Genomic DNA, 25365 nt, shown 5'->3' with positions numbered 1-25365 from the left:
TTCTCGGCCTTTTGTTCCCCCCCGGCGTGCCGGGGGCCCGTCCGGCCCCCCCCCGGGCGCCGGCCCCGTCCCTCCCTCGTCCCGCAGGCGCTACGCGCACCCCCACCGAACACCAGCAGGCCGCCGCAGGCATCCCGGCCCAACCACCGGAGGGCGACGTTTCCCCAGCTCAGCCCCATTGTCAGTCCCCGGGTGCAGGATGGACGCATGGTCAGCGATCCGCACCGAGCCCTAGCCGGCTTCTCCCCCGCGACCCGAGGCTGGTTCACGGGTGCCTTCTCCGCGCCCACCGCAGCCCAGGCGGGAGCGTGGCAGGCCATCAACGAGGGCTCGGACGTGCTGGTCGTAGCCCCCACCGGCTCCGGCAAGACCCTGGCCGCCTTCCTCGCCGCCCTGGACCAGCTCGCCTCCACACCCCCACCGGCCGACCCCAAGAAGCGCTGCCGAGTCCTCTACGTCTCCCCCCTCAAGGCCCTCGCCGTGGACGTCGAGCGCAACCTCCGCAGCCCCCTGACCGGCATCCGCCAGGAATCCGTACGCCTGGGCCTCCCCGAACCAGAGGTGAAGGTCGGCATCCGCTCGGGTGACACCCCCGCCGCAGAGCGCCGAGCCCTGTCGACCCGCCCCCCGGACATCCTCATCACCACCCCCGAATCCCTGTTCCTGATGCTGACGTCGGCCACCCGCGACGCCCTGACCGGCATCGAGACGGTGATCCTGGACGAGGTCCACGCGGTGGCGGGCACCAAGCGCGGCGCCCACCTCGCGCTCACCCTGGAGCGCCTGGACGAGCTCCTCCCGAAGCCGGCCCGCCGCATCGGCCTGTCCGCGACCGTCCGCCCGGTCGACGAGATCGCCCGCTACCTCTCCCCCCGCCGCAGGGTGGAGATCGTCCAGCCGAAGTCGGGCAAGGAGTTCGACCTCTCGGTCGTGGTCCCCGTGGAAGACCTCGGCGAGCTCGGCGGCTCCCCGGTGGCCGACGGCTCCGAAGGCAACGAACGCCCCTCGATCTGGCCGCACGTCGAGGAGCGCATCACCGACCTCGTCCAGTCCCACCGCTCCACGATCGTCTTCGCCAACTCCCGCCGCCTCGCGGAGCGTCTCTGCAACCGCCTCAACGAGATCGCCTACGAGCGCGCCACCGGCGAGACCCTGGACGAGCACCACGCCCCGGCCGAACTCATGGGCGGCTCCGGCGCGGCCCAGGGCGCGCCCCCGGTCATCGCCCGAGCCCACCACGGCTCGGTCTCCAAGGAACAGCGCGCCCTGGTCGAGGAGGACCTCAAGGCGGGCCGCCTCCCCGCGGTCGTAGCCACCTCCAGCCTCGAACTGGGCATCGACATGGGCGCCGTCGACCTCGTCGTCCAGGTCGAATCACCGCCCTCCGTGGCCTCCGGCCTCCAACGCGTCGGCCGCGCGGGACACCAGGTCGGCGCCGTCTCCACCGGCGTGGTCTTCCCGAAGTACCGCGGCGACCTGGTCCAGTCGGCGGTCGTCACCGAACGCATGCGCACCGGCTCCATCGAGTCCCTCAGGGTCCCCGCCAACCCCCTGGACGTCCTCGCCCAGCAGGTCGTCGCCATGACGGCGATGGACACCTGGCAGTTCGACGACCTCCTCGCCACCGTCCGCCGGGCCGCCCCCTTCGCGTCCCTCCCCGAGTCCGCGTTCACCGCGGTCCTCGACATGCTCGCCGGCCGCTACCCGTCCGACGCCTTCGCCGAGCTCCGCCCGCGCGTGGTGTGGGACCGCATCGCCGGCACGATCACCGGCCGCCCCGGCGCCCAGCGCCTGGCCGTCACCTCCGGTGGCACGATCCCCGACCGGGGCCTCTTCGGGGTCTTCCTCGCCGGCTCGGACCCCAAGAAGGGCGGCGGCCGGGTCGGCGAGCTGGACGAGGAGATGGTCTACGAGTCACGCGTCGGCGACGTCTTCACGCTCGGCACGAGCTCCTGGCGCATCGAGGACATCACGCGCGACCGCGTCCTGGTCTCCCCCGCCCCGGGCGTACCGGGCCGCCTGCCCTTCTGGAAGGGCGACCAGCTGGGCCGCCCGCTCGAACTGGGCCGCGCGGTGGGCGCGTTCCTGCGCGAGGTCGGCTCGCTGCCCAAGGAGGACGCCCGTCTGCGCCTGCTCGCCGCGGGCCTGGACGCGTGGGCGGCGGACAACGTCCTCTCCTACCTCGATGAGCAGCGCGAGGCCTGCGGCCACGTCCCGGACGACCGCACGATCGTGGTCGAGCGTTTCCGCGACGAGCTCGGCGACTGGCGCGTCGTCGTGCACTCCCCCTTCGGCGCCCAGGTCCACGCCCCCTGGGCCCTCGCCCTCGGCGCGAAGCTCTCCGAGCGGTACGGCATGGACGCGCAGGTCATGCACGCCGACGACGGCATCGTGCTGCGCCTGCCCGACGCCGACCTCATGGGCCTGGACCTCCTGGACCAGGAACCGCGCAAGGCGGGTACGGAGTACGACGCCGACCAGGCGCCGGTCGGTGCGGCGGACGTCGTCTTCGACAAGGGCGACGTCGACCAGCTCGTGACCGACCAGGTCGGCGGCTCGGCCCTGTTCGCGTCCCGCTTCCGCGAGTGCGCCGCCCGCGCGCTGCTGCTCCCGCGCCGCAACCCCGGCAAGCGCACCCCGCTGTGGCAGCAGCGTCAGCGCGCCGCCCAACTGCTCCAGGTGGCCAGCGAGTTCGGCTCGTTCCCGATCGTCCTGGAGGCGGTCCGCGAGTGCCTCCAGGACGTCTTCGACGTCCCCGGACTGGTCGAGCTGATGGGCGACCTCGAATCCCGCAAGGTGCGCCTGGTCGAGGTCACCACCCCCGAGCCGTCCCCCTTCGCCCGCTCCCTTCTCTTCGGGTACGTCGCCCAGTTCCTGTACGAGGGAGACTCCCCGCTCGCCGAGCGCCGCGCCGCCGCCCTGTCGCTGGACTCACGGCTGCTGGCCGAGCTGCTCGGCCAGGCGGAGCTGCGCGAGCTGCTCGACGCCGAGGTGCTGACCGAGCTGGAGCGGGAACTGCAGTGGCTCACCGAGGACCGCCGCGTCAAGGACGCCGAGGGCGTCGCTGACGTCCTGCGCCTCCTCGGCCCGCTCACCGACGCCGAGCTGGCCGAGCGCGGAGCCGAACCGCACTGGGCGCAGGAGCTGGCCGCCGCCCGCCGCGTCATCAAGGTCCGCATCGCGGGCACCGACCACTGGGCGGCCATCGAGGACGCGGGCCGTCTGCGCGACGCGCTCGGCACGGCCCTGCCGGTCGGCGTCCCCGAAGCCTTCACCGAGCCGGTGAAAGACCCGCTCGGCGACCTCCTCGCGCGCCATGCCCGCACCCACGGCCCGTTCACCTCCGCCACGGCAGCGGCCCGCTTCGGCTTGGGCGTGGCCATCACGGACGGCGCCCTCCAGCGGCTGGCGGCGAGCGGTCGAGTCGTCCAGGGCGAGTTCCACCCGGCCGGCATCGGCCAGGAGTGGTGCGACGCGGCGGTCCTGCGCCGTCTGCGCCGTCGCTCCCTGGCCGCCCTGCGGCACGAACTGGAGCCGGTGCCACCGACCGCGCTCGCGCAGTTCCTGCCGCAGTGGCAGCACATCGGCAAGGGCCACGGGCTGCGCGGCATCGACGGACTGGTGCGCGCCATCGAGCAGTTGCAGGGCGCGTCCGTGCCCGCGTCCGCCCTGGAGAAGCTCGTCCTGCCGTCCCGCGTCGCCGGCTACACCCCCGCGATGCTCGACGAGCTCACGGCAGCCGGCGAGGTCGTCTGGGCCGGCGCGGGTTCACTCCCCGGCAAGGACGGCTGGGTCTCCCTCTACATGGCGGACGCGGCCCCCCTGCTCCTGCCGCAATCCCACCCCCAGGAGCTCACGGCACTGCACCAGTCCGTCCTGGACACCCTCTCCGGCGGCTACGGCCTGTTCTTCCGCCAGATCGCCGACCAGATCCGCGCCACCACCCACCCCGACGCCACCGACCCCCAACTCGCCGACGCCCTCTGGGAACTGGCCTGGTCGGGCCGCCTCACCAACGACACGCTCGCCCCCATGCGCTCCCTGCTGGGCTCGGGCCGCACCGCCGGCTCCACGGCCCACCGCGCCAAGCGCACCATCCCCCGAGGACGCTACGGCTCCCTCACGGCCGCCGCCCGCCCCGCCTCGCGCACCGGCCCCCCGACCGTCGCCGGCCGCTGGTCCCTGCTCCCGGCCCACGAACCCGACCCCACCGTCCGCGCCCACGCCCTCGCCCGCACCCTCCTCGACCGGCACGGTGTCGTGACCCGGGGGGCGGTCGCCGCAGAGGGCGTCGAGGGCGGCTTCTCGGCGACATACCGCATCCTGTCCGCCTTCGAGGAGAGCGGCCAGGCACGACGCGGTTACGTGGTCGAGGGTCTCGGCGCCGCCCAGTTCGCGATGGACGGTGCGGTGGACCGCCTCCGCGCGGTGTCCAACGCCCGCGACCGAGGCGAGGACCTGCCCGGCCCGGTCACCCCCGACACCTTCACCCCGCCCGGCGGCCCTGCAGCCCTCGGCGCCCACGGCCCTGGCACCACCGGCACAGCCGACGACTACGGCACTTTCGAAGCCCCCCGCTCCCACGACAACCCCGACGGCACCCCCACCTACGACATCCCCGATCTCGACCACGACTTCCTGGACGCGCACCTAGGCCCGAGCGAGTGGGTCTCCCCTCGCGACCTCGCCCCCCAGGACGACCAGCGCACCGCACAAGCGCCCGCATGGCACAACGGCGGCACACCATACGGCTCCGGCCCCGGATCCGCCTCCCACCGCAGCCGCCCCAGCCCCGACACCCGAGCCGTCGTCCTCGCCGCCGCCGACCCGGCGAACGCATACGGCGCAGCCCTCGCCTGGCCCGAGCCCCCCACCGGCGCCGGGCACAAACCGGGCCGCAAGGCGGGCTCCCTGGTCGTGCTCGTCGACGGCGAACTGACCCTCTACATGGAGCGCGGCGGCAAGACCCTGCTGGCCTGGCCCTCGGCCCCGGACACCGATCCCACCGACGACCCCCGCCTGCACACGGCAGCCGAGGCGCTCGCCGCAGCCGCCCGAGCGGGCTCCCTCGGCACGGTCACGGTGGAACGCGTGAACGGCGCCGCGGCCCTGACCTCCCCCATCGGCACCCTCCTGGAAGGAGCGGGCTTCATCGCGACCCCCAGAGGCCTACGCCTGCGCGCCTGACCCGCCGCAGCCCTCTCATGCCACCCTTGACCCATGCCCGAAGGAGACACGGTCTGGCAAACCGCGAAGCGGCTGCACACCGCCCTCGCGGGCAGGACGCTGACCCGCACCGACTTCCGGGTACCGAAGTACGCCACTGTCGACCTCACGGGCCGCATGGTCCTGGACGTCACCCCGCGCGGCAAACACCTCCTCACCCGCGTCGAGGGCGGCCTCACCATCCACTCGCACCTAGGCATGGAGGGCTCCTGGAAGGTGTTCGCCGACCAGCAGCGCTGGACAGGCGGCCCCGCCCACCAGATCCGCATAGTCCTCACCGCCGCCTCCGCCACCCCCGCCGCACCCGATCCCGACGTGGCAGACCCCACCGAGGCCCACCCCGCCCGCACAGCCGTCGGCTACCGCCTCCCCGTCCTGGACCTCCTACGCACCACCGAGGAACACCGCGCCGTCGGCCACCTGGGCCCCGACCTTCTGGGCCCGGACTGGGACCCCGACCGCGCCCTCGCCAACCTCCTCACCGACCCCGCCCGCCCTCTCGGCGAGGCCCTGCTGGACCAGCGCAACCTCGCCGGCATCGGCAATGTCTACAAGAGCGAGCTCTGCTTCCTGCTCCGCGTCACCCCCTGGCTCCCCATCGGCGCACTCCCCGCCGAGCACACCGCCCAACTGCCCCTGCTCGCCAAGAAACTCCTGGAAGCCAACCGCGACCGTCCGATCCGCAGCACGACGGGCCGGCGCGGCCAGGACCTCTTCGTGTACTCCCGCGCCAACCGCCTCTGCCTGCGCTGCACCACCCCGATCCGCGTGGCCGACCAGGGCGACGGCTCCCGCGAGCGCCCCACCTACTGGTGCCCGAACTGCCAGGCGGGCCCGGCCCCGGGCACAACGCCCGGCGCCGACTAATTGACGATCCGTCAGAAATCCTCGTACCGTCCCTTCATGGCCGTCAAGGCGTATGACCTCACCGGACGCACCGCATTCGTCACGGGCGCCGCGAGCGGTATCGGGCGCGCCTCGGCCGTCCTGCTCGCCGAGGCCGGTGCCGCCGTGCACTGCGCCGACCGTGACGCACAGGGCCTGCACGACACCGCGACCCTGATCAAGACGAGCGGCGGCACCGCCCACACCCACCACCTCGACGTCACCGACCGCGACCAGATCCGTCAGGCCGTCGCCTCCTGCGAGCGGCTGGACATGCTGGCCGCGGTCGCCGGGATCATGCACAGCAGCCCGGTCCTGGAGACCCGCGACGAAGACCTCGACCGGGTACTGAACGTCAACTTCAAGGGAGTGCTGTACGCCTGCCAGGAGGCGGCCCGCGCGATGCTCGCCCGGCGCATCAGGGGCAGCATCATCACCATGGCCTCGGGCGCCGTCGACACCGGCGGCCCCGGCCTGCTCTGCTACGGCGCGGCCAAGGCGGCCGTCGTGCAGCTGACGAAGACACTGGCGACGGAGATGGGCCCGCACGGCATCCGCGTCAACGCGGTCGCCCCGGGCTGGATCCGCACCCCCATGACCGACCGCCACGACACCGCGGCACAGACGCGCACCGAGGCGTTGATGGCCCGGATGTCACCGCTGGGCCGCGTCGGCGAACCGGAGGACATCGCGCACGCGGTGCTGCATCTGGCGTCCGACGCGTCGTCCTTCACCACGGGCCAGATCCTGCGTCCGAACGGCGGTGTGGCGATGCCTTGGTAGCCGGCGGCCGTCTCGTCCGCCCAGCCCGCCATGCCTCCACCCAACGCCGTGGCTCGACGGCTCCCACAGCCCGCGCCTTCGCCACACAGTGCACCGGCAACAGGCTCAGGCCCCACCCACCGGCAGCGACAGCCCCCTCCAGCGGCCCGGCGTCCGGCACGAGCGCGAGCCGCAGCACGGCCCACCACCACAGCGCCCCGAATGCGAGGATCGCCCCCCAGCGCGCTATCGGCCGTGCCATGCACCCACCTCCAGCCCGAGGCTAGGCCGCCCGTTCACCCGCCGGGGAGGGCGCACCAACGGCACACAGGTGCAGCGCGGGCCAACGTCGTCACAGCGCGTCAGGCGCCGTCACACCCCTCCACGATGGCCTTCGCGCCCCGCCCCGGCAAACGCACGAAACCCCGGCCGCGCTCCCCCAGGTGGTCACCCTGGAAAAGCCCGGCCGGGGCCTCAGACAACTCCTCAGCGCATGGTCAGCCCATGCGCACCGGCGTCACCGTCACGCGGCGACCACGTCGACCGCCTCGGAAGGCGCCTTGATGGTCACCCGTTCCGGTGGCACACCGGTCACCGACACGGAACCCAGCATCGGACGGACCGACGTGGGTACAGGCTCGCTGGGTGTGGCCGCAGCAGACTGGGCCAGCTCGGCGAGGGCGAGCTCGTCGCTCACTTCTCGCATGAGCTCGGACATCCGTACGTCCAGCGCGTCGCAGATCGCGGCGAGCAGTTCGGAGGAAGCCTCCTTCTGCCCCCGCTCCACCTCGGAGAGATAGCCGAGTGAAACTCGGGCGGACGAGGAGACTTCGCGCAGAGTACGGCCCTGGCGCTGGCGCTGCCGACGCAGCACGTCACCCAGCAGGCGACGGAGCAGAATCATCGGTGGCTCCCTCCTCGGACCGCGTAGCCGCATCCTTCACGCCCCACCGTACCGCCTTGCGCCGCGGCCGTGCGGGGAGCGATGTCGTGTTCACTAAGGGCTGCAAACATCAAAACCCCCCGTTCTGTTCCGTATCCTGTGTCCGCTCATTCCCAGTGTGTTCGCTCGCCAGCTCCTTCAGGAGCAGTGCGAGTACGCTCCGTACACTCTCCATACGAATTTCCGCGCGGTCGCCGTTCAACCGCAGGGCCTCTACTTTTCCGCCACCGGCAGAACCGGAACCGGGTCCGAAAGGCCCGTCCACGGCGATGAAAACCGTCCCTACGGGCTGTCCGTCCTGCGGCTCGGGCCCTGCGACGCCGGTTGTCGCGAGCCCCCAGTCGGCCCCCAGAGCCTTCCGTACGCCGGCCGCCATCTGAGCTGCCACCTGCGGATTCACCGCTCCGTGCTGCGCCAGTAGGGTGGCGTCGACGCCGAGCAGCTCATGCTTCAGCTCGGTGGCGTAAGCGGTCACCGAGCCCCTGAATGCCTTGGAGGCCCCAGGGGCGGCTGTGACTTCCGCCGCAACCAGTCCGCCCGTGAGCGACTCGGCGACTGCGAGCGTCTCACCCTTCACTGTGAGTAGTCGCACCACGTCGGCGGCCGTGGAACTCACGCTTCCGTCTCCTCCAACGCCGCCTTGCGCTCGGCGATTCCCTGCCTGCGCAGCACAATGGCCTGTCTCACATAGTCGAGCCCGGTCACCACGGTCAGGACGACCGCCGCAGCCATCACCCAGAACCTCAGAGTGGCCAGCCACCCCGTCAGCGCCAGGATGTACATCCCGACCGCCACGCCCTGGGTGAGGGTCTTGAGCTTGCCGCCCCGGCTCGCCGGGATCACGCCGTACCGGATAACCAGGAAACGCAGCAGAGTGATGCCGAGTTCCCGGCCGAGGATGACGGCCGTCACCCACCACGGCAGATCGCCCAGCGCGGACAGGCAGATCAGCGCCGCTCCCATGATCGCCTTGTCGGCGATGGGGTCGGCGATCTTCCCGAAGTCGGTGACGAGGTTGTACGTCCGCGCCAGATGACCGTCGAACAGGTCGGTGATCATGGCGATGGCGAAGGCCGCCCAGGCGAGCGAGCGCCACGCCGGGTCGTATCCGCCGTCGGCCAGCATCAGCGCGACGAAGGCGGGCACGAGGACGAGTCGGAGCATGGTCAGCAGATTGGCGATGTTCCAGACGCTGGCCTGATTGACGGCCGCGGCCGCGATCTTCCCGCCGCGCTGGGCCTTGGCACCGCCCGCGGCACCGGCTTCCGCACCACCGCCCGCCTTCGGGCCACCGCCACCGCCCTGGGCCGAACCCACCGCACTCGCCTTGCCCGGCGCACCCGCCGGGGAGGCGCCGCCTGCGGCGGACGCCGGAACTCCGGTCATCTGCCCGCCTCCTCACTACACGCGAGCGTGCCCTGCAGCGGCTCGGCCACCAGGTCGACACCTTCCGTACCGACCACCTTCGCCTCGACCATACGACCGATGCTCAGCCCCGCGCCGCTCGTGAGCAGCACCTGGCCGTCCGTCTCCGGCGCCTGGTGCGCGCCACGGCCGTACGCGCCCTCCGCCGGGTCCTCGGCGCCGACCGCCTCGACGAGCACCTGCACGGTCTCCCCGAGGCGCTCCTCGGCGCGCTGCGAGACGAGCTCCTCGGCCAGCCGTGAGACATGCGCCAGGCGCTCGGCGACGACGTCCTCGTCGAGCTTGTTGCCGTACGTCGCGGCCTCCGTGCCGTCCTCGTCGGAGTAGCCGAAGACACCGATGGCGTCCAGCCGCGCGCCGTTCAGGAAGCGCTCCAGCTCGGCCAGGTCGGCCTCGGTCTCGCCGGGGAAGCCCACGATGAAGTTGGAGCGCACGCCGGCCTGGGGGGCCTTGCCGCGGATGGTGTCGAGCAGCTCCAGGAAGCGGTCGGTGTCGCCGAAGCGGCGCATCGCGCGCAGCACGTCGGGGGCGGAATGCTGGAAGGAGAGGTCGAAGTAGGGCGCCACCTTGGGCGTGGACGTCAGCACGTCGATCAGCCCGGGCCGCATCTCGGCCGGCTGGAGGTAGCTGACGCGCACACGCTCGATGCCGTCGACCTCCGCCAGCTCCGGCAGCAGGGACTCCAGCAGCCGGATGTCGCCGAGGTCCTTGCCGTACGAGGTGTTGTTCTCGGAGACCAGCATGATCTCCTTCACGCCCTGTTCGGCCAGCCAGCGCGTCTCGTTCAGCACGTCGCTGGGTCGGCGCGAGATGAAGGAGCCGCGGAAGGACGGGATGGCGCAGAAGGAGCAGCGCCGGTCGCAGCCGGAGGCGAGCTTCACCGAGGCGACCGGGGAGCCGTCGAGGCGGCGGCGCAGGGGCGAACGCGGGCCCGAGGCGGGCGCGAGGCCCTCCGGCAGATCCACCGGGGCGTGCCCGGGCAGCGCGACGTCGGCCGCGGACTCCTGCCGCTCGGCGGGGCTGATCGGCAGCAGCTTGCGCCGGTCACGGGGGGTGTGCGAGGCGTGGATGCCGCCGTTCAGGATGGTCTGGAGGCGGTCGGAGATGTTCGAGTAGTCGTCGAAGCCGAGCACGCCGTCGGCCTCGGGGAGAGCCTCCGCGAGCTCCTTGCCGTACCGCTCGGCCATGCAGCCCACCGCCACGACGGCCTGGGTTCTTCCATGGCCCTTGAGGTCGTTGGCCTCCAGGAGCGCGTCGACGGAGTCCTTCTTGGCGGCGTCGACGAAGCCGCAGGTGTTGACCACGGCGACGTCCGCGTCCTCGGCGTCCTCCACGAGATCCCAGCCGTCCGCCTCCAAACGGCCTGCGAGCTCCTCCGAGTCCACCTCGTTGCGGGCGCAGCCAAGAGTGACAAGTGCGACGGTACGGCGTTCAGGCATGGGCTCAAGACTACTTTGTCTCACTGACACCCCACGTCGACGGGGTTGGCCGATTTTGGCCAACCCCGTCCTCAGCTCACCCCTTCAGCCGGACTTATCCGGCCTGCGGGTCGCCCTTCGTGTAGGTGAGGCGCTCCACGGCGCCCGGCTGCCAGTCGTCGTCGATCTTCTTGCCGTTGACATACAGGTCGATCGCACCCGCGTCACCGAGGACGAGGTTGATCTTCTCGCTGTCCTGGAAGGTCTTGGAGTCACCCTGCTTGAGCAGGTCGTCGAAGAGCAGCCGGCCGTTGTGGTCCTTGACCCCGACCCAGCTCCGGCCGTCGACGGCGGTGACCTGGACGGTCACCTTGTCCTGCGGGACGGCGGCGATGGCGCTGTCCGACGGCTCCGGCTTCGGGTCCTTGGGCTTGTCTGTCTTCGGGGTGGGCGTGGTCTTGTCGGCGGTCGGCGTGGAGCCGCCCTCGGCGACCGACGACTTGCCGCCCCCGTCATCACCCTTGAACGCGGTGAACCCGACGAACCCGATCACCGCGACGATCGCGGCGACCATGGCCGCGGTCCAGTTGGGCCCCCGTCGCTCGGGCCGGATGCGTTCCGCCTCGAACAGCGGGGCAGCCGGCGTCGGCGCCGGTCGTCCGCCGTGCGAGTCGTCGTACTGGGCGAGAAGCGGAGCCGGATCGACGTGGACGGCCTTGGCCAGGGTCCGGATGTGGCCTCTGGCGTACACGTCGCCCCCGCAGGGAGCGAAGTCGTCCGCCTCGATGGCATGCACGATGGCGATGCGGACCCGGGTGGCGCTGCTGACGTCGTCGACGGTCAGCCCGGCGTCGATACGTGCCTGCTGGAGTGCACGGCCGATCGAGGGGCGGGCTTCGTCGGACACGTCTTCGAACGGACGCTCGTCTTCAGGGGAGTTGCCGATGGACACGGGGGCGCCTTTCGAGCGTTTAAGCCACCTGTGCTGTGGGTTCAGTCTAGGGGGGGTACGAAAGGGTGGGGCAACCGGGCGGTGGGACTTTATACGCCATCAGAATGGCCGGACACGCTGATGGTGGGGCACGAGTTGTCGCTTCCCTCAACTTGACGTACGCCGAAGGGGAACGGTTGCTCAATGATCCCTTACGGGTGAGTCACGATCCGACATCGACGCATCACCCACCCGCGCACCAGGCGACCACCACGTCCCGTTTCCGCCCCGGACTCCCTTTAAGCCTCCCCGCGGATCACGGCAAGCACTCCGTCCAGCTCATCAGCTTTCACAAGAACGTCACGAGCCTTGGAGCCCTCACTGGGCCCGACGATGCCCCGCGACTCCATGAGGTCCATCAGCCGCCCGGCCTTGGCGAACCCGACGCGCAGCTTGCGCTGCAGCATCGAGGTCGACCCGAACTGCGTGGAGACCACCAGCTCGGCCGCCTGGCACAGCAGGTCGAGATCGTCGCCGATCTCCTCGTCGATCTCCTTCTTCTGCTTCGTCCCTACGACGACGTCCTCCCGGAAGACCGGCGTCATCTGGTCCTTGCAGTGCTGGACGACCGCCGCGACCTCGTCCTCGGTCACGAACGCGCCCTGCATACGCGTCGGCTTGTTCGCGCCCATGGGCAGGAACAGCCCGTCGCCCTTGCCGATCAGTTTCTCGGCGCCGGGCTGGTCGAGGATGACGCGCGAGTCGGCGAGCGACGACGTGGCGAAGGCAAGCCGTGAGGGGACGTTCGCCTTGATCAGGCCGGTGACGACGTCGACCGAGGGCCGCTGCGTGGCGAGCACCAGGTGGATGCCCGCCGCACGCGCGAGCTGCGTGATACGCACGATCGCGTCCTCGACATCACGCGGCGCGACCATCATCAGGTCGGCGAGCTCGTCGACGATCACCAGCAGGTAGGGGTACGGCTGAAGCTCGCGCTCACTGCCCTCCGGCGCCTTCACCTTCCCGTTGCGCACGGCTTCGTTGAAGTCGTCGATATGCCGGTATCCGTACGCGGCCAGGTCGTCGTAACGAAGATCCATCTCCCGTACGACCCACTGGAGCGCCTCGGCGGCCCGCTTCGGGTTGGTGATGATCGGCGTGATCAGGTGCGGGATGCCCTCGTAGGCGGTGAGCTCGACGCGCTTGGGGTCGACGAGGACCATGCGGACGTCCTCCGGGGTCGCCCGCATCATCACCGAAGTGATCAAGCAGTTAATGCACGACGACTTACCGGAACCGGTCGCGCCGGCAACCAGTACATGCGGCATCTTCGCGATGTTGGCCATCACATAGCCGCCCTCGACGTCCTTGCCGAGCGCGACCAGCATCGGGTGATCGTCCTCGGCGGCGGCCGCCAGGCGCAGCACGTCACCGAGGTTGACCATCTCGCGGTCGGTGTTGGGGATCTCGATGCCGACCGCGGACTTGCCGGGGATCGGGCTGATGATCCGCACGTCCGGGCTGGCGACGGCGTACGCGATGTTCTTGGTGAGCGCGGTGATCCGCTCGACCTTCACGGCGGGCCCGAGCTCGACCTCGTAGCGCGTGACCGTCGGCCCGCGCGTGAAGCCGGTGACGCGGGCGTCGACCTTGAACTCGGAGAACACGGTGGTGAGCGACTCGACGACGGCGTCGTTGGCGGCGCTGCGCGACTTGCCCGGGCCGCCGCGCTCCAGGAGGTCGAGCGACGGGAGCGAGTAGGTGATGTCGCCGGACAGCTGGAGCTGTTCGGCGCGCGAAGGCAGGTCGCGGACCGCCTCGGGCGCCGACTTGGTGAGGTCCGGGACCCCGGACCTGGTGTTGTCCGGAACCTCGGACTTGGGGAGCTTCTCCTGCTTGGGCCGCGCGGCCGGGACCGGCGTCGGCACCGGCGTGGTCTCCTCGCGGTCGCCCACGCTGACGCCCTGGGTGAGGTCGGCGACGATCGGCGAGGGCGGCATCCCGTGCATGACGGCACCGTCGAGCGCCGCGGCGGCGGCCGCCGCGACGTCCACAGCGTCCATGGGACGGTCCATCTCGGGCTGCGGCACCGCGGAGCGCCTCGGGCGGCCGCGACGCCGCGAGAGGGCCTCCTGCTCGGCGCCGTCGGGGTCGTACGCCTCACGCTCCGGACCCCGCTTGCGGCCGCGCGACGCGGGCAGCGCCTCACGCCACTGGTCGTCGTAGCGCTGCTCGTCCTCGCTGTACTCGTCGCCCTCGTCGGGGTCGGGCAGGATGCCGAGCCTGACGCCCAACTGCCGCAGCCGCTGCGGAATGGCGTTGACCGGGGTGGCCGTGACGACCAGCAGACCGAAGATCGTGAGCAGCACCAGCAGCGGTACGGCGAGCACCTCGCCCATGGTGTACGTCAGCGGGGTCGCCGCACCCCAGCCGATCAGCCCGCCGGCGTCCCTTATGGCCTGCATCCCGGCGCTGCGGGCGGGCGAGCCGACGGCGATGTGGACCTGGCCGAGCACGCCGATGACGAGCGCGGACAGGCCGATGACGATACGGCCGTTGGCCTCGGGCTTCTCGGGATGCCGGATGAACCGCACGGCGATCACCGCGAGCAGTATCGGCACCAGCAGGTCGAGCCGGCCGAAGGCGCCGGTCACGATGATCTCGACGAGGTCGCCGACGGGGCCGCGCAGGTTGGACCAGGTGCCGGCGGCGACGATCAGCGCCAGGCCGAGCAGCAACAGCGCGATGCCGTCCTTGCGATGGGCGGGGTCGAGGTTCTTCGCGCCCTGCCCTATGCCGCGGAACACCGCGCCGACGGCATGCGCGAGCCCGAGCCAGACGGCGCGCACGAGCCGGTAGATGCCCCCGGTGGGGTTGGGCGCGGGCTTGGGCGGCGCGGCTTTCTTCGCCGCGGCCTTCTTGGCCGGCGCCTTCTTCGCGGGTGCTTTCTTGGCGGCGGCCTTCTTCGCCGGAGCCTTCGCCGAAGCGGCCGCCTTCTTCGCGGGCGGCTTCTTGGCTGCGGAGGAACGTGAGGCCATGGAGGCGAGGTTACCGGTGAAGAAGACAGTGGACACGTGTGCCCACTGCTTCACCCGTTCGTGTCGCCCTTGCGGAGGCCCTGAACTGACGCCGGTTCACGGGCCGGTCACGCACAGGACGAGCGGGGGCCGCCCGCCCGCCAACCGGCGCCGTCGAGAGGTCAGTTCTGCGAGGACACCGACGATGTGCTCCCGGTGCCCGGCTCCAGCGCGTCCAGCGCCCGTCGCAGTCCCGTGAGTTTGCGTTCGAGATGGGCCGCGGTGGCCACCGCCGCCGCGTCCGCCGACTCGTCGTCCAGCTGTTTGGAGAGGGCCTCGGCCTGCTCCTCGACCGCGGCGAGCCGGGCCGACAGCTCGGCCAGCAGCCCCGCCGGCTCCTTGGAGTCGGCACCCGCGGCCTTGCCGCCGCCCTCCAACTGGAGCCGCAGCAGCGCCGCCTGCTCACGCAGCTGGCAGTTCTTCATGTACAGCTCGACGAACACGGAGACCTTCGCCCGCAGCACCCACGGGTCGAACGGCTTGGAGATGTAGTCCACCGCGCCCGCCGCATAGCCGCGGAAGGTGTGATGCGGGCCGTGATTGATCGCGGTGAGGAAGATGATCGGGATGTCCCTGGTCCGCTCCCGCCGCTTGATGTGCGCCGCGGTCTCGAAACCGTCCATTCCCGGCATCTGGACGTCCAGCAGAATGACCGCGAAGTCGTCCGTCAGAAGTGCCTTGAGCGCTTCCTCCCCGGACGATGCCCGCACCAGGGTCTGATCGAGCGCAGAGAGGATCGCCTCCAGCGCCAGCAGATTCTCCGGCCGGTCATCGACCAGGAGGATCTTGGCCTTCTGCACCATGGCCCGCCCTCCTCGCCCCGGCAGTGCACCGGGCTCCGCCCCAGGGGACGACTCCCTTACGCCGCCCGCCCTCGTGCCGGTCATGGTAGCCGCACCCCGCCTGTCGCCACACCCTGTCACCGCGATGTCACTGTGCACGTAGCAGAAACGCAGCAGGAGACCAGAAGGTTCCCCGAATACCGCACTTCTACACGGCCGCGAGCACACTGAGTCAGCAACTCCGCGTGAACACTGTCGCTTCCCGTCACTGCTCCCTCATCCACTGGTTCATCACCGCCAGCAGATGATCGGGATCGACCGGCTTGGTGACGTAGTCGGAAGCACCCGACTCGATCGCCTTCTCCCGGTCACCCTTCATCGCCTTGGCCGTCAGCGCGATGATCGGGAGCCCTGCGAACTGCGGCATCCTGCGGATCGCCGTGGTCGTAGCGTACCCGTCCATCTCCGGCATCATGATGTCCATCAGCACGACCGCCACGTCGTCGTGCTGCTCCAGGACCTCGATGCCCTCCCGGCCGTTCTCGGCGTACAGCACGGACAGGCCGTGCTGCTCCAGGACACTGGTCAGCGCGAAGACGTTGCGGATGTCGTCGTCGACGATCAGCACCTTCTCGCCGCCGAACCGGATGCCCCGGAGCGTCTGCGGCGCCACGTCCTGCTGCGCCGAGGTCCACTGCTCCTGCTGGGTCGGCCGCTGCTCCAGCTCGGACGCGGCCCTGCGGCGGCGCCTGAAGAGCGCGGCGGCGCCGTTCTGCGTCTCCCGGTACGACCGGACCTCGGCCGGCGTCTCGATCTCCACGTCGGCCAGCTCCGCGAGGTCGGCCGCGGAGGCCACCAGGTCGCCGGCGCCGAGGGGCGGCAGCTGCTGCTGATAGCCCTGCGGGGGCAGTTCGCTGGGATGCAGCGGCAAATACAGTGTGAACGTCGATCCGCGTCCCGGCTCGCTCTGCGCGTGGATCTCCCCGCCGAGCAGCTGGGCGATCTCCCGCGAGATCGACAGCCCCAGCCCCGTACCGCCGTACTTGCGGCTGGTCGTGCCGTCCGCCTGCTTGAACGCCTCGAAGATCACCCGCATCTTGCTGGCCGCGATCCCGATGCCGGTGTCGGTCACCGAGAAGGCGATCAGCGGCGCATCCGCCTCGGCCAGCGACCCGGCCTCCAGCAGCTGCTCCCGGATGACCTGGGGCACATCCATCCCGGCGGGACGGATGACCAGCTCGACCGAGCCGGAGTCGGTGAACTTCACCGCGTTCGACAGCAGGTTCCGCAGCACCTGCAGCAGCCGCTGTTCGTCGGTGTGCAGCGTGGCAGGCAGCTCCGGAGAGACCCGTACGGACAGGTCCAGGCCCTTCTCCGCGGTCAGTGGCCGGAAGGTGGCCTCCACGTAGTCCACGAGCTGGACGAGCGCGATGCGCGTCGGGGAGACGTCCATCTTGCCCGCCTCGACCTTCGACAGATCGAGGATGTCGTTGATCAGCTGCAGCAGGTCGGAGCCGGCGCCGTGGATGGTCTCGGCGAACTCGACCTGCTTGGGCGAAAGGTTGCCCTCGGCGTTGTCGGCGAGCAGCTTGGCCAGGATCAGCAGCGAGTTCAGCGGCGTACGCAGCTCGTGCGACATGTTGGCGAGGAACTCGCTCTTGTAGCGCATCGAGACGGCGAGCTGCTCGGCGCGCTCCTCCAGGACCTGCCGCGCCTCCTCGATCTCGGTGTTCTTCACCTCGATGTCGCGGTTCTGCTGGGCCAGCAGCTCGGCCTTCTCCTCCAGCTCGGCGTTGGACGCCTGGAGGGCCTTCTGCCGGTTCTCCAACTCGGCCGACCGCTCACGCAGTTGCTCGGTCAGCTCCTGCGACTGCCTCAGCAGCACCTCGGTCTTGGTGTTCACGGAGATGGTGTTGACGCTGGTCGCGATCATCTCGGCGATCTGGTTGAGGAAGTCCTTCTGGATGTGCGTGAAGGGGGTGAAGGAGGCCAGCTCGATCACGCCGAGCACCTTGCCCTCGAACAGCACCGGAAGAACGATCACCTGCGCGGGCGGCGCCTCGCCGAGCCCCGAGGAGATCTTCAGATAGCCGCTGGGCGCGTTCTCCACGAGGATCGTGCGCTTCTCCTCGGCGGCCGTCCCGATGAGCGCCTCACCCGGTCGGAAGGACGTCGGCATGGACCCCATCGAGTAGCCGTACGACCCGAGCATCCGCAGCTCGTACTGGTCGTCGTTCTCGTTGGCCAGGTCCTTGCCGTCGAGGAGCGGCATGGCGACGAAGAACGCGCCGTGCTGCGCGGTGACCACCGGCGTCAGCTCGCTCATGATCAGCGAGGCCACGTCCTCCAGATCCCGGCGGCCCTGCATCAGGGCGGAGATCCGGGCCAGGTTGCCCTTGAGCCAGTCCTGCTCCTTGTTGGCGATCGTGGTGTCACGCAGGTTGGCGATCATCTTGTTGATGTAGTCCTGGAGCTCCTGGATCTCGCCGGACGCGTCGACGTCGATCTTCAGGTTCAGGTCACCACGGGTCACCGCGGTCGCCACGCGCGCGATGGCACGCACCTGCCGGGTGAGGTTCCCTGCCATCTCGTTCACGGACTCGGTGAGGTCGCGCCAGGTTCCGTCGACGTCACGCACGCGTGCCTGACCGCCGAGCTGTCCCTCCGTCCCCACCTCGCGGGCGACTCGGGTGACCTCCTCGGCGAAGGACGACAGCTGGTCGACCATCGTGTTGATCGTCGTCTTGAGTTCGAGGATCTCGCCGCGAGCGTCAATGTCGATCTTCTTGGTCAGGTCACCCTTGGCGATGGCGGTCGTGACCATGGCGATGTTGCGCACCTGACCGGTCAGGTTGGACGCCATCTGGTTCACGGACTCGGTGAGGTCCTTCCACGTACCGGCCACACCCGGCACATGCGCCTGACCACCGAGGATGCCGTCCGTACCCACCTCACGGGCCACCTTGGTGACCTGGTCGGCGAACGAACTCAGCGTCTTCACCATGGTGTTGAACGTGTCGGCGAGCTGCGCGACCTCGCCGCGCGCCTCGATCGTCACCGTGCGCGTCAGATCGCCGTTGGCGACGGCCGCCGCGACCTGGGAGATGTTCCGCACCTGCATGGTCAGGTTCTTGGCCATCAGGTTGACGTTGCCGCTGAGGTCCTTCCAGATACCCGTGATGCCGGGTACGTGCGCCTGGCCGCCCAGGATGCCCTCGGTGCCCACCTCACGGGCCACCCGGGTCACCTGCTCGGCGAAGCTGGACAGCTGGTCGACCATGGTGTTGACCGTCGTGACGAGCTCAAGGATCTCGCCCTTGGCGTCAACAGTGATCTTCTTCGACAGGTCGCCCTTGGCGACCGCGGTCGTCACCTCGGCGATGTTGCGCACCTGGATGGTCAGGTTGTTCGCCATGAAGTTCACGGACTGGGTGAGGTCCTTCCAGGTGCCGGAGACACCCTGCACCTCGGCCTGACCACCGAGCTGGCCCTCGGTACCCACCTCACGGGCGACCCTGGTGACCTCCTCCGCGAACGACGACAGCTGGTCGACCATCGTGTTCAGCGTGTTCTTCAGCTCCAGGATCTCGCCGCGCGCGTCGACGGTGATCTTCTGCGACAGGTCACCCCGGGCCACCGCCGTGGCGACCTGCGCGATGTTGCGGACCTGGGCGGTCAGGTTCCCTGCCATTCCGTTCACGGAGTCGGTCAGGTCCCGCCACACACCGGCGACGCCGGGCACCTGCGCCTGACCGCCGAGGCGGCCCTCGGTGCCCACCTCGCGGGCCACCCGGGTCACCTGGTCGGCGAAGCCGGAGAGCTGGTCGACCATCGTGTTGATGGTGTTCTTCAGCTCCAGGATCTCGCCGCGCGCGTCGACGTCGATCTTCTGCGAGAGGTCACCCCGGGCCACCGCCGTGGTCACCTGGGCGATCTGCCGCACCTGCGAGGTCAGGTTGCCGGCCATGAAGTTGACGGAGTCGGTGAGCTCCTTCCACGTACCCGACACGCCCGGTACGACCGCCTGACCGCCGAGACGGCCCTCCGTACCCACGTCCCGGGCCATCCGCGTGACCTGGTCGGCGAAGGACGACAGCTGGTCCACCATCGTGTTCACGGTGTTCTTCAGCTGGAGCATCTCGCCGGAGACGTCCACGGTGACCTTCTGCGACAGGTCGCCGTTGGCCACCGCCGTGGTCACCTGGGCGATGTTCCTCACCTGTCCGGTGAGGTTCCGGAACGCCGTGTTGACGGAGTCCGTCAGGTCCTTCCACGTCCCCGCCGCACCCGGCACCTGCGCCTGCCCGCCGAGCTCACCCTCGACACCGACCTCACGCGCGACACGCGTCACCTCGGAACCGAACGCGGACAGCTGGTCGACCATGCCGTTGACGGTGTTCTTCAGTTCCAGCATCTCGCCGGCCACGTCGACCGTGACCTTCTGCGACAGGTCACCGCTGGCCACCGCCGTCGTCACCGCGGCGATGTCCCGCACCTGAGTGGTGAGGTTGCGGAACACGGTGTTGACGGAGTCCGTCAGGTCCTTCCACGTCCCCGCCGCGCCCGGCACGTTCGCCTGGCCGCCCAGCTGGCCCTCGGCACCGACTTCGTTGGCGACACGTGTGACCTCGTCGGCGAAGATCCGCAGTGTCTCGGTCATCTGGTTGATCGTGGTCGCGAGCTGGGCGACCTCGCCGCGTGCCGAAACGGTCACCTTCTGCGACAGGTCACCGTTGGCCACCGCCGTGGTCACCTGTGCGATTCCTCGCACCTGCGCGGTCAGGTTGCCGGCCATCAGGTTCACCGAATCGGTGAGGTCCTTCCACACGCCGGCCACACCCGGCACCTGCGCCTGCCCGCCGAGCTCACCCTCGGTGCCCACCTCGCGCGCGACTCGCGTCACCTCGGAGGAGAAGGACGACAGCTGGTCCACCATCGTGTTGACGGTGTTCTTCAGCTCCAGCATCTCGCCGGCCACGTGAACCGTGACCTTCCGGGACAGGTCACCCTTGGCGACCGCCGTGGTCACCAGCGCGATGTCCCGCACCTGGGCCGTCAGCCGGTACGCCATCGTGTTGACGGAGTCCGTGAGGTCCTTCCACGAACCCGACATGCCACGCACGCGTGCCTGCCCGCCGAGCTTGCCCTCGGTACCGACCTCGCTGGCCACACGCGTCACCTCGTCGGTGAACGTGGACAGCTGATCGACAAGGTTGTTCACAGTCCGGCCGACCTTGAGGAACTCGCCCCGCAGCGGATGCCCGGCCCCGTCGGGCGCCTGCGTCCGCAGCTCCATGCGCGGCGACAGATCACCGTCGGCCACCGCGGACAGCACCCGGCTGACCTCGGAGACGGGCCGTACGAGGTCGTCGACCAGGGCGTTGGAGTTGTCGACGGCGGTGGCCCAGGAGCCCTCGCAGGCGCCCGTCTCCAGCCGTTCCGTGAGCTTGCCCTCACGCCCGACCATGCGTCGCACCCGCGACAACTCACCCGTGAGGTGGAGGTTCCGGTCGGCCACCTCGTTGAAGACGGCGGCGATCTCGGACATCACGCCGTCCCCGGACACCGTGAGCCGTTTCCGGAAGTTCCCGTCGCGCATCGACACCAGGGCCGTCAGCAGCCGGTTCAGGGCAGCCGTGTCCACCGCGGTGGTCCCGCCACGCGTCTTGCGCTCGTTCCTCAGGGACTGTCCGCCTTTCGCGCGCGTTTTAGTGCCCCGCGTCGCTGCGCCAGACTCCACTGTGTCCCTCCCGCAGGGGTCGACCGTTACTGCTGTGCTCGGGTTCTACTGCTCCGCGTACCCGTTACTACTGGGTATTCCTGCCGGATATACCAGGCCACACCCCGTGCTGCTGCCCGCAGTACGGGAACGACACTCAGCCTGCCCGGACCTTCACAAGAAGCTTGCCCAGTGTTTCACCCTGGCTGAACCCGGCCATAACAGTTCGGCAGCTTCGCACATCGTCCGCACACCCTCTGGACGGAAACACTGCAGACCGGCATCCGCATGGACGGCGAAGGTAAGTAACCTTGCATGCGGCTGTCCAGCCGCGCCGGTCCGTCCGGCCTGGGCGGTGGCAGGAGGAGCACGAGCGGGCATCGGAGGGGCAGCCGGACATGACCACCGGACTGATCCCGGGGGGACCATCCCCGGACCGGCCGACGGACGCGCACATGCCGCACCAGCGGCGCGAGCCGGTCGGCCACGGAGCCCTGCACGTCGACAACCGGACGAGGAGTTCTGTGATCACCGCGCGTGCGGCAGCCAGCTTCGATCCCGTCGGGCGATCGGTGGCGAGCGCCCGCTCCTTCGTCCGCGACACCCTCCAGGGCTGGGGCTTCGCCGACATCGTCGACGACGCCGTAGTCCTCACCAGTGAACTGGTGACCAACGCCGTCGTGCACGCCGGCACCTCCGCGGACGTCCTGTGTCTGCGCAGTGAGGAGGGTGTGCGGATCGAGGTGGCCGACCGGTATCCGGAGCGCGAGATCCCCCTCCAGGGCTCCCCCGTCAACATGGGCAGCCCCGACCGCGAGGGCGGCCGCGGCCTCCAGCTGTGCGCGGCCCTGGCCGGCCGCTGGGGCGTGGAATACACACCGACCCACAAGCAGGTCTGGTTCCAACTCGACCTTCCCGAACGCCCGGTGGGCACCCGCGCCGCGGGCCCGTCGCTGCCCTCCGACCTTCTCCCGCTCGCCGACGGCCGCGTCCGCGTCGCGGTGGTCCAGATCGACCGTACGGGCGCCATCTCGTCCTGGAACGAGGACGCGGAGGATCTCTTCGGCTATGGGGCGGAGCAGGTCACCGGCAAGCCCCTGACCGACCTCGCGGCCTGGCCGCACACCCCGGGCACCAGCACGGGCATCGCGGAGGCGCTCAAGCTCTCCCGCTGGGAGGGCAGCTACGGCATAAGGGGCGCCAACGGCCGCGTCACCCCGGTGTACGCCTCCCACCTCCGCGTCCGCGACACGGGCGGCGAACCGTCCACGGTCTGCCTCCTGGTCCGCGACCACGAGCGCGCCGTCCTGCAGACCCCGTTGCGCGTCCCGGCCTCCGACACGGCCACCGGCAGCGACGCCCAGAGCACCGACCCGTTCGAGGTGTTCATCGGCTCCCCCGCCCCGGACGACCTCGACGGCCTCCTCCAGCGCACGGTGGAACGCGCCCGCGACATGCTCGACGGCGACTCCGCGTTCCTGCTCCTCGCCACCGACGACGAAACGGAGTTGGAGGTCCGCGCCTCCACCGGCCTGCCCTCCGCCCGCCAGCGCTTCGCGCGCGTGCCCGTCGAGGCGGGCCCCGGCCGCTACGGCTCGGCCCGCATGCCGGCCGTCCACGAGGACCTCACGATGGTCCCCGGCGCCGTACCCCTGCTGAGCGGCACCGGCATGCGCTCGGTCGTCACGGTCCCCCTGAAGGTCGAGGGCCGCCTCACCGGCTCCCTCGGCGTCGCAGCCGAGGCCCCGAACCGGTACTCCAACGAAGAGGCGCTGCGTCTCCAGTTCGCCGCCGACCGCATCGCACTGGCGGTCGAGTCGGCCCGCCTCGGCGAACTCGAACGGCTGCGCCGTGGCTCCCTCAGCTTCCTCGTCGAGGCCTCCGACCTCCTCGCCGGCACCCTGGACCGCGACCAGACGCTCGCCCTGATGGCCCAGATGACGGTGCCGACCCTGGCCACCTGGTGCGCGGTCTACACGATCGCCGACCAGGCCTCGGAGCCGTACCTCTCGTACGTCCTGCACGAGGACGAGGAACTCATCGACGGCATTAAGTCGCTGCTCTCGAAGATCCCCCCGCCGGACCCGGTACCCACCCCCGGCGCCCGCGTCTGGTCGGCCCCCGCCGAATCCGCCCACCAGGCGGCCCTGCGCACCTCCATGCGCAGCCTGGGCCTGGGCGAGCCGATCGGCCGCATCAGCGCGGGCATCGGCCCCACCCTGGCCACCGCGTCCGCGGTCGGCGGCGAGACGGTCGTACTGCCCCTCGTGGCCCGAAACCGGGTCATCGGCATGCTGACCCTCGGCAAGCCGACGGACGAGCACTTCCGCCAGGAAATCCTGGAGCTGGCCGAGGACCTCTCCCGAAGGGCCGCCCTGGCCCTGGACAACGCCCGCCTCTACTCCGAGCGCACGGCCATCAGCCAGTCCCTCCAGCGCAGCCTCCTGCCGCCCGAGCTCCCCGAGATCGACGGCGTCGAGGTCGAGGTCATCTACCGCGCGGCCGGCGAGGGCAACGAGGTCGGCGGCGACTTCTACGACCTCTTCCCGATCAGCGACGGCGCCTACGGCTTCGCCATCGGCGACGTCTGCGGTACGGGCCCCAACGCGGCGGCGGTGACAGGCCTGGCCCGGCACGCCCTCCGGCTCCTCGCCCGCGAGGGCCTCAGCGGCCCGGCGGTGCTGGAGCGCCTGAACTCCGCGATCCTCGACGAGGGCGCCCGCAGCCGCTTCCTGACACTCCTGTACGGCGAGTTGAGGCCGCAGGAGGACGGCAGCGCCGAGCTGAAGGTGGTGTGCGCCGGCCACCCGCTCCCCCTGCGCCTGCGCCAGGACGGCACGGTCGAGCCGGCCGCCGAGCCCCAGCCGCTGCTCGGTGTCATGGACGACCTGGAGCTCTACGAGCAGACGGTCACCCTGGACCCGGGTGATGTCCTCCTGTGCGTGACCGACGGCGTCACCGAACGCCGCGAAGGCAGCCGCATGCTGGGCGACGACGGCCTCACCGACGTCCTCACCACCTGCACGGGCCTCACGGCCGGCGCGGTGGCGGCCCGCATCATGCGCGCGGTCGAACGCTTCGCCTCCGACGCCCCGTCCGACGACATGGCGATCCTGGCGATGCGCGTCCCCGGCATCCACAAGGACTGACGGAGACAGGAAGAAGGGCATGAGAAAGGCCCCGCCCGAATGGGCGGGGCCTTCTGCGTGGAGCCCCCAAACGGAATCGAACCGTTGACCTTCTCCTTACCATGGAGACGCTCTACCGACTGAGCTATAGGGGCCTGCTGCCTTTTGCGAAGTTTCCCTCGCGGCAACGAAATAGATCGTACCCCGAACGTACCCGTGCTCCCAAATTCCCTCAGAAGGCGGGCTGGAGCAGTCCACCGAGCGCGTTGCAGGCGGAGACGATCCGCTGCATGTCCCGCTTCGTCAGCGAGGCGTCGACGGGCAGGGCCAACGTTTCATCAGCGGCACGCTCCGTCGCCGGCAGGGACACACACCGCCGAAACTCCGGCAGCCGATGCACGGGCGTCTTCACCGGCACCCGGCACTCAACTCCCCGCGCCCGCACGGCCCGAGCGAAAGCATCCCGATCCGGCCGCCCGTTCCCCGGCACACGGACGATGTACTGCTGGTAGGTGTGCCCGTCACCACCATCGGGCGTGTGCACGCCCTTCAGCTTTGCATCCAGGTAGGAGGCCCGCTGCCTGCGCTGAGCGATCTCGTCGTACGGAGCCTCGGACTCACCCTGTTCCAGCACCAACAGCCCATGCCGCTGCCCGATGTCATGCAGCCGAGCGATATCGGCCGACCGGCCGAAGCGATGTACGGCGACGACAGCCGCCGTCCGCGGGTTGACGACCGCCTCGACTGCGACGGCGTCCAGACAGTAGGTCACCGGGTCTATGTCCGCGAACACCGGCAACGCGCCGGCCAGGACCACGGCTTCGGCGACTTCGACGTTCCCGAAGGCCGGTACGACAACCTCGTCACCGACTCCGACGCCGGCGGCCCTGAGCATTGCAGCAGTACCCATGTGGGGGATGTTGGTTGCGGAACGTGAACTTCAGGTGACGCACAACAAAAAAGGGTTGGACCCAGAACCGAAGTTCCGGGTCCAACCCTCTAAAAGGAGTTCGGCGGTGTCCTACTCTCCCACAGGGTCCCCCCTGCAGTACCATCGGCGCTGTAACTG

General features: G+C 70.2%; 14 protein-coding genes and 1 tRNA gene. 4 read left to right on the top strand and 11 right to left on the bottom strand.

Annotation, left to right across the window (positions count from 1 at the left end; all coding sequences use genetic code 11):
* Positions 1 to 207 precede the first annotated feature (207 nt).
* Genes ACFWYS_RS34525 through ACFWYS_RS34515 form a run of 3 tightly spaced genes read left to right on the top strand, consistent with a single transcriptional unit; the run spans position 208 to position 6894 of the window.
* A complete protein-coding gene (locus tag ACFWYS_RS34525; RefSeq protein ID WP_384777393.1) occupies positions 208 to 5187 on the top strand; it encodes an ATP-dependent helicase in 4980 nt (1659 codons plus the stop codon).
* 33 nt (positions 5188 to 5220) lie between these two features.
* Positions 5221 to 6093 (top strand): DNA-formamidopyrimidine glycosylase family protein, encoded by an 873-nt coding sequence (locus tag ACFWYS_RS34520; protein ID WP_384777390.1) that lies wholly within the window; start codon positions 5221 to 5223, stop codon positions 6091 to 6093.
* 36 nt (positions 6094 to 6129) lie between these two features.
* Positions 6130 to 6894, top strand: a complete 765-nt coding sequence (locus tag ACFWYS_RS34515; RefSeq protein ID WP_384777387.1) for an SDR family NAD(P)-dependent oxidoreductase — start codon at positions 6130 to 6132, stop codon at positions 6892 to 6894.
* On the opposite strand, the gene ACFWYS_RS34510 is transcribed toward ACFWYS_RS34515, so the two are convergent.
* From ACFWYS_RS34510 to ACFWYS_RS34470, 9 genes are all read right to left on the bottom strand, one after another.
* A complete protein-coding gene (locus ACFWYS_RS34510) occupies positions 6842 to 7135 on the bottom strand; it encodes a hypothetical protein (protein ID WP_384777384.1) in 294 nt (97 codons plus the stop codon). The two genes, ACFWYS_RS34515 and ACFWYS_RS34510, sit on opposite strands and share 53 nt — an antisense overlap.
* A 261-nt stretch (positions 7136 to 7396) precedes the next feature.
* On the bottom strand, positions 7397 to 7777 hold the full coding sequence (locus tag ACFWYS_RS34505; protein WP_019756312.1) for a helix-turn-helix domain-containing protein: 381 nt from the start codon (positions 7775 to 7777) through the stop codon (positions 7397 to 7399).
* A 109-nt stretch (positions 7778 to 7886) separates the two neighbouring features.
* Positions 7887 to 8432 carry a CinA family protein gene (locus tag ACFWYS_RS34500; protein ID WP_384777381.1) on the bottom strand — a complete coding sequence of 182 codons (546 nt, stop codon included), beginning with the start codon at positions 8430 to 8432 and terminating at the stop codon, positions 7887 to 7889.
* Positions 8429 to 9202 (bottom strand): CDP-diacylglycerol--glycerol-3-phosphate 3-phosphatidyltransferase, encoded by a 774-nt coding sequence (gene pgsA / locus ACFWYS_RS34495; protein WP_384777378.1) that lies wholly within the window; start codon positions 9200 to 9202, stop codon positions 8429 to 8431. The genes ACFWYS_RS34500 and pgsA overlap by 4 nt, the downstream gene beginning before the upstream one ends.
* Positions 9199 to 10680 (bottom strand): 30S ribosomal protein S12 methylthiotransferase RimO, encoded by a 1482-nt coding sequence (gene rimO / locus ACFWYS_RS34490; protein WP_384777375.1) that lies wholly within the window; start codon positions 10678 to 10680, stop codon positions 9199 to 9201. The genes pgsA and rimO overlap by 4 nt, the downstream gene beginning before the upstream one ends.
* A 94-nt stretch (positions 10681 to 10774) precedes the next feature.
* The gene (locus ACFWYS_RS34485) at positions 10775 to 11611 is read right to left on the bottom strand and encodes a helix-turn-helix domain-containing protein (protein WP_384777372.1); all 837 of its coding nucleotides are present in this window, start codon (positions 11609 to 11611) and stop codon (positions 10775 to 10777) included.
* 278 nt (positions 11612 to 11889) lie between these two features.
* A complete protein-coding gene (locus ACFWYS_RS34480; protein WP_384777369.1) occupies positions 11890 to 14628 on the bottom strand; it encodes a DNA translocase FtsK in 2739 nt (912 codons plus the stop codon).
* A 161-nt stretch (positions 14629 to 14789) separates the two neighbouring features.
* Positions 14790 to 15470 (bottom strand): two-component system response regulator, encoded by a 681-nt coding sequence (locus tag ACFWYS_RS34475; RefSeq protein ID WP_384777366.1) that lies wholly within the window; start codon positions 15468 to 15470, stop codon positions 14790 to 14792.
* A gap of 244 nt (positions 15471 to 15714) precedes the next feature.
* Positions 15715 to 21189, bottom strand: a complete 5475-nt coding sequence (locus ACFWYS_RS34470) for a HAMP domain-containing protein (protein ID WP_384777363.1) — start codon at positions 21187 to 21189, stop codon at positions 15715 to 15717.
* Positions 21190 to 21566: 377 nt separating this feature from the next.
* Here ACFWYS_RS34470 and ACFWYS_RS34465 point away from each other — a divergent pair, with 377 nt between their 5' ends.
* Positions 21567 to 24317: a SpoIIE family protein phosphatase gene (locus ACFWYS_RS34465; RefSeq protein WP_384777360.1), complete on the top strand. Its 2751-nt coding sequence runs from the start codon at positions 21567 to 21569 to the stop codon at positions 24315 to 24317.
* A gap of 58 nt (positions 24318 to 24375) precedes the next feature.
* On the opposite strand, the gene ACFWYS_RS34460 is transcribed toward ACFWYS_RS34465, so the two are convergent.
* Together ACFWYS_RS34460 and ACFWYS_RS34455 are read right to left on the bottom strand one after the other, a co-directional pair.
* A tRNA-Thr gene (locus ACFWYS_RS34460) sits at positions 24376 to 24451 on the bottom strand.
* Positions 24452 to 24528: 77 nt separating this feature from the next.
* Positions 24529 to 25191 (bottom strand): DegT/DnrJ/EryC1/StrS family aminotransferase, encoded by a 663-nt coding sequence (locus tag ACFWYS_RS34455; RefSeq protein WP_384777548.1) that lies wholly within the window; start codon positions 25189 to 25191, stop codon positions 24529 to 24531.
* Between the last annotated feature and the right edge of the window lie 174 nt (positions 25192 to 25365).

The sequence above is a fragment of the Streptomyces sp. NPDC059010 genome, from assembly GCF_042740355.1.
GTDB lineage: Bacteria > Actinomycetota > Actinomycetes > Streptomycetales > Streptomycetaceae > Streptomyces.
The sequence above is the reverse complement of the archived record's forward strand: the minus strand, read 5'-3'. Positions and strand labels throughout refer to the sequence as shown.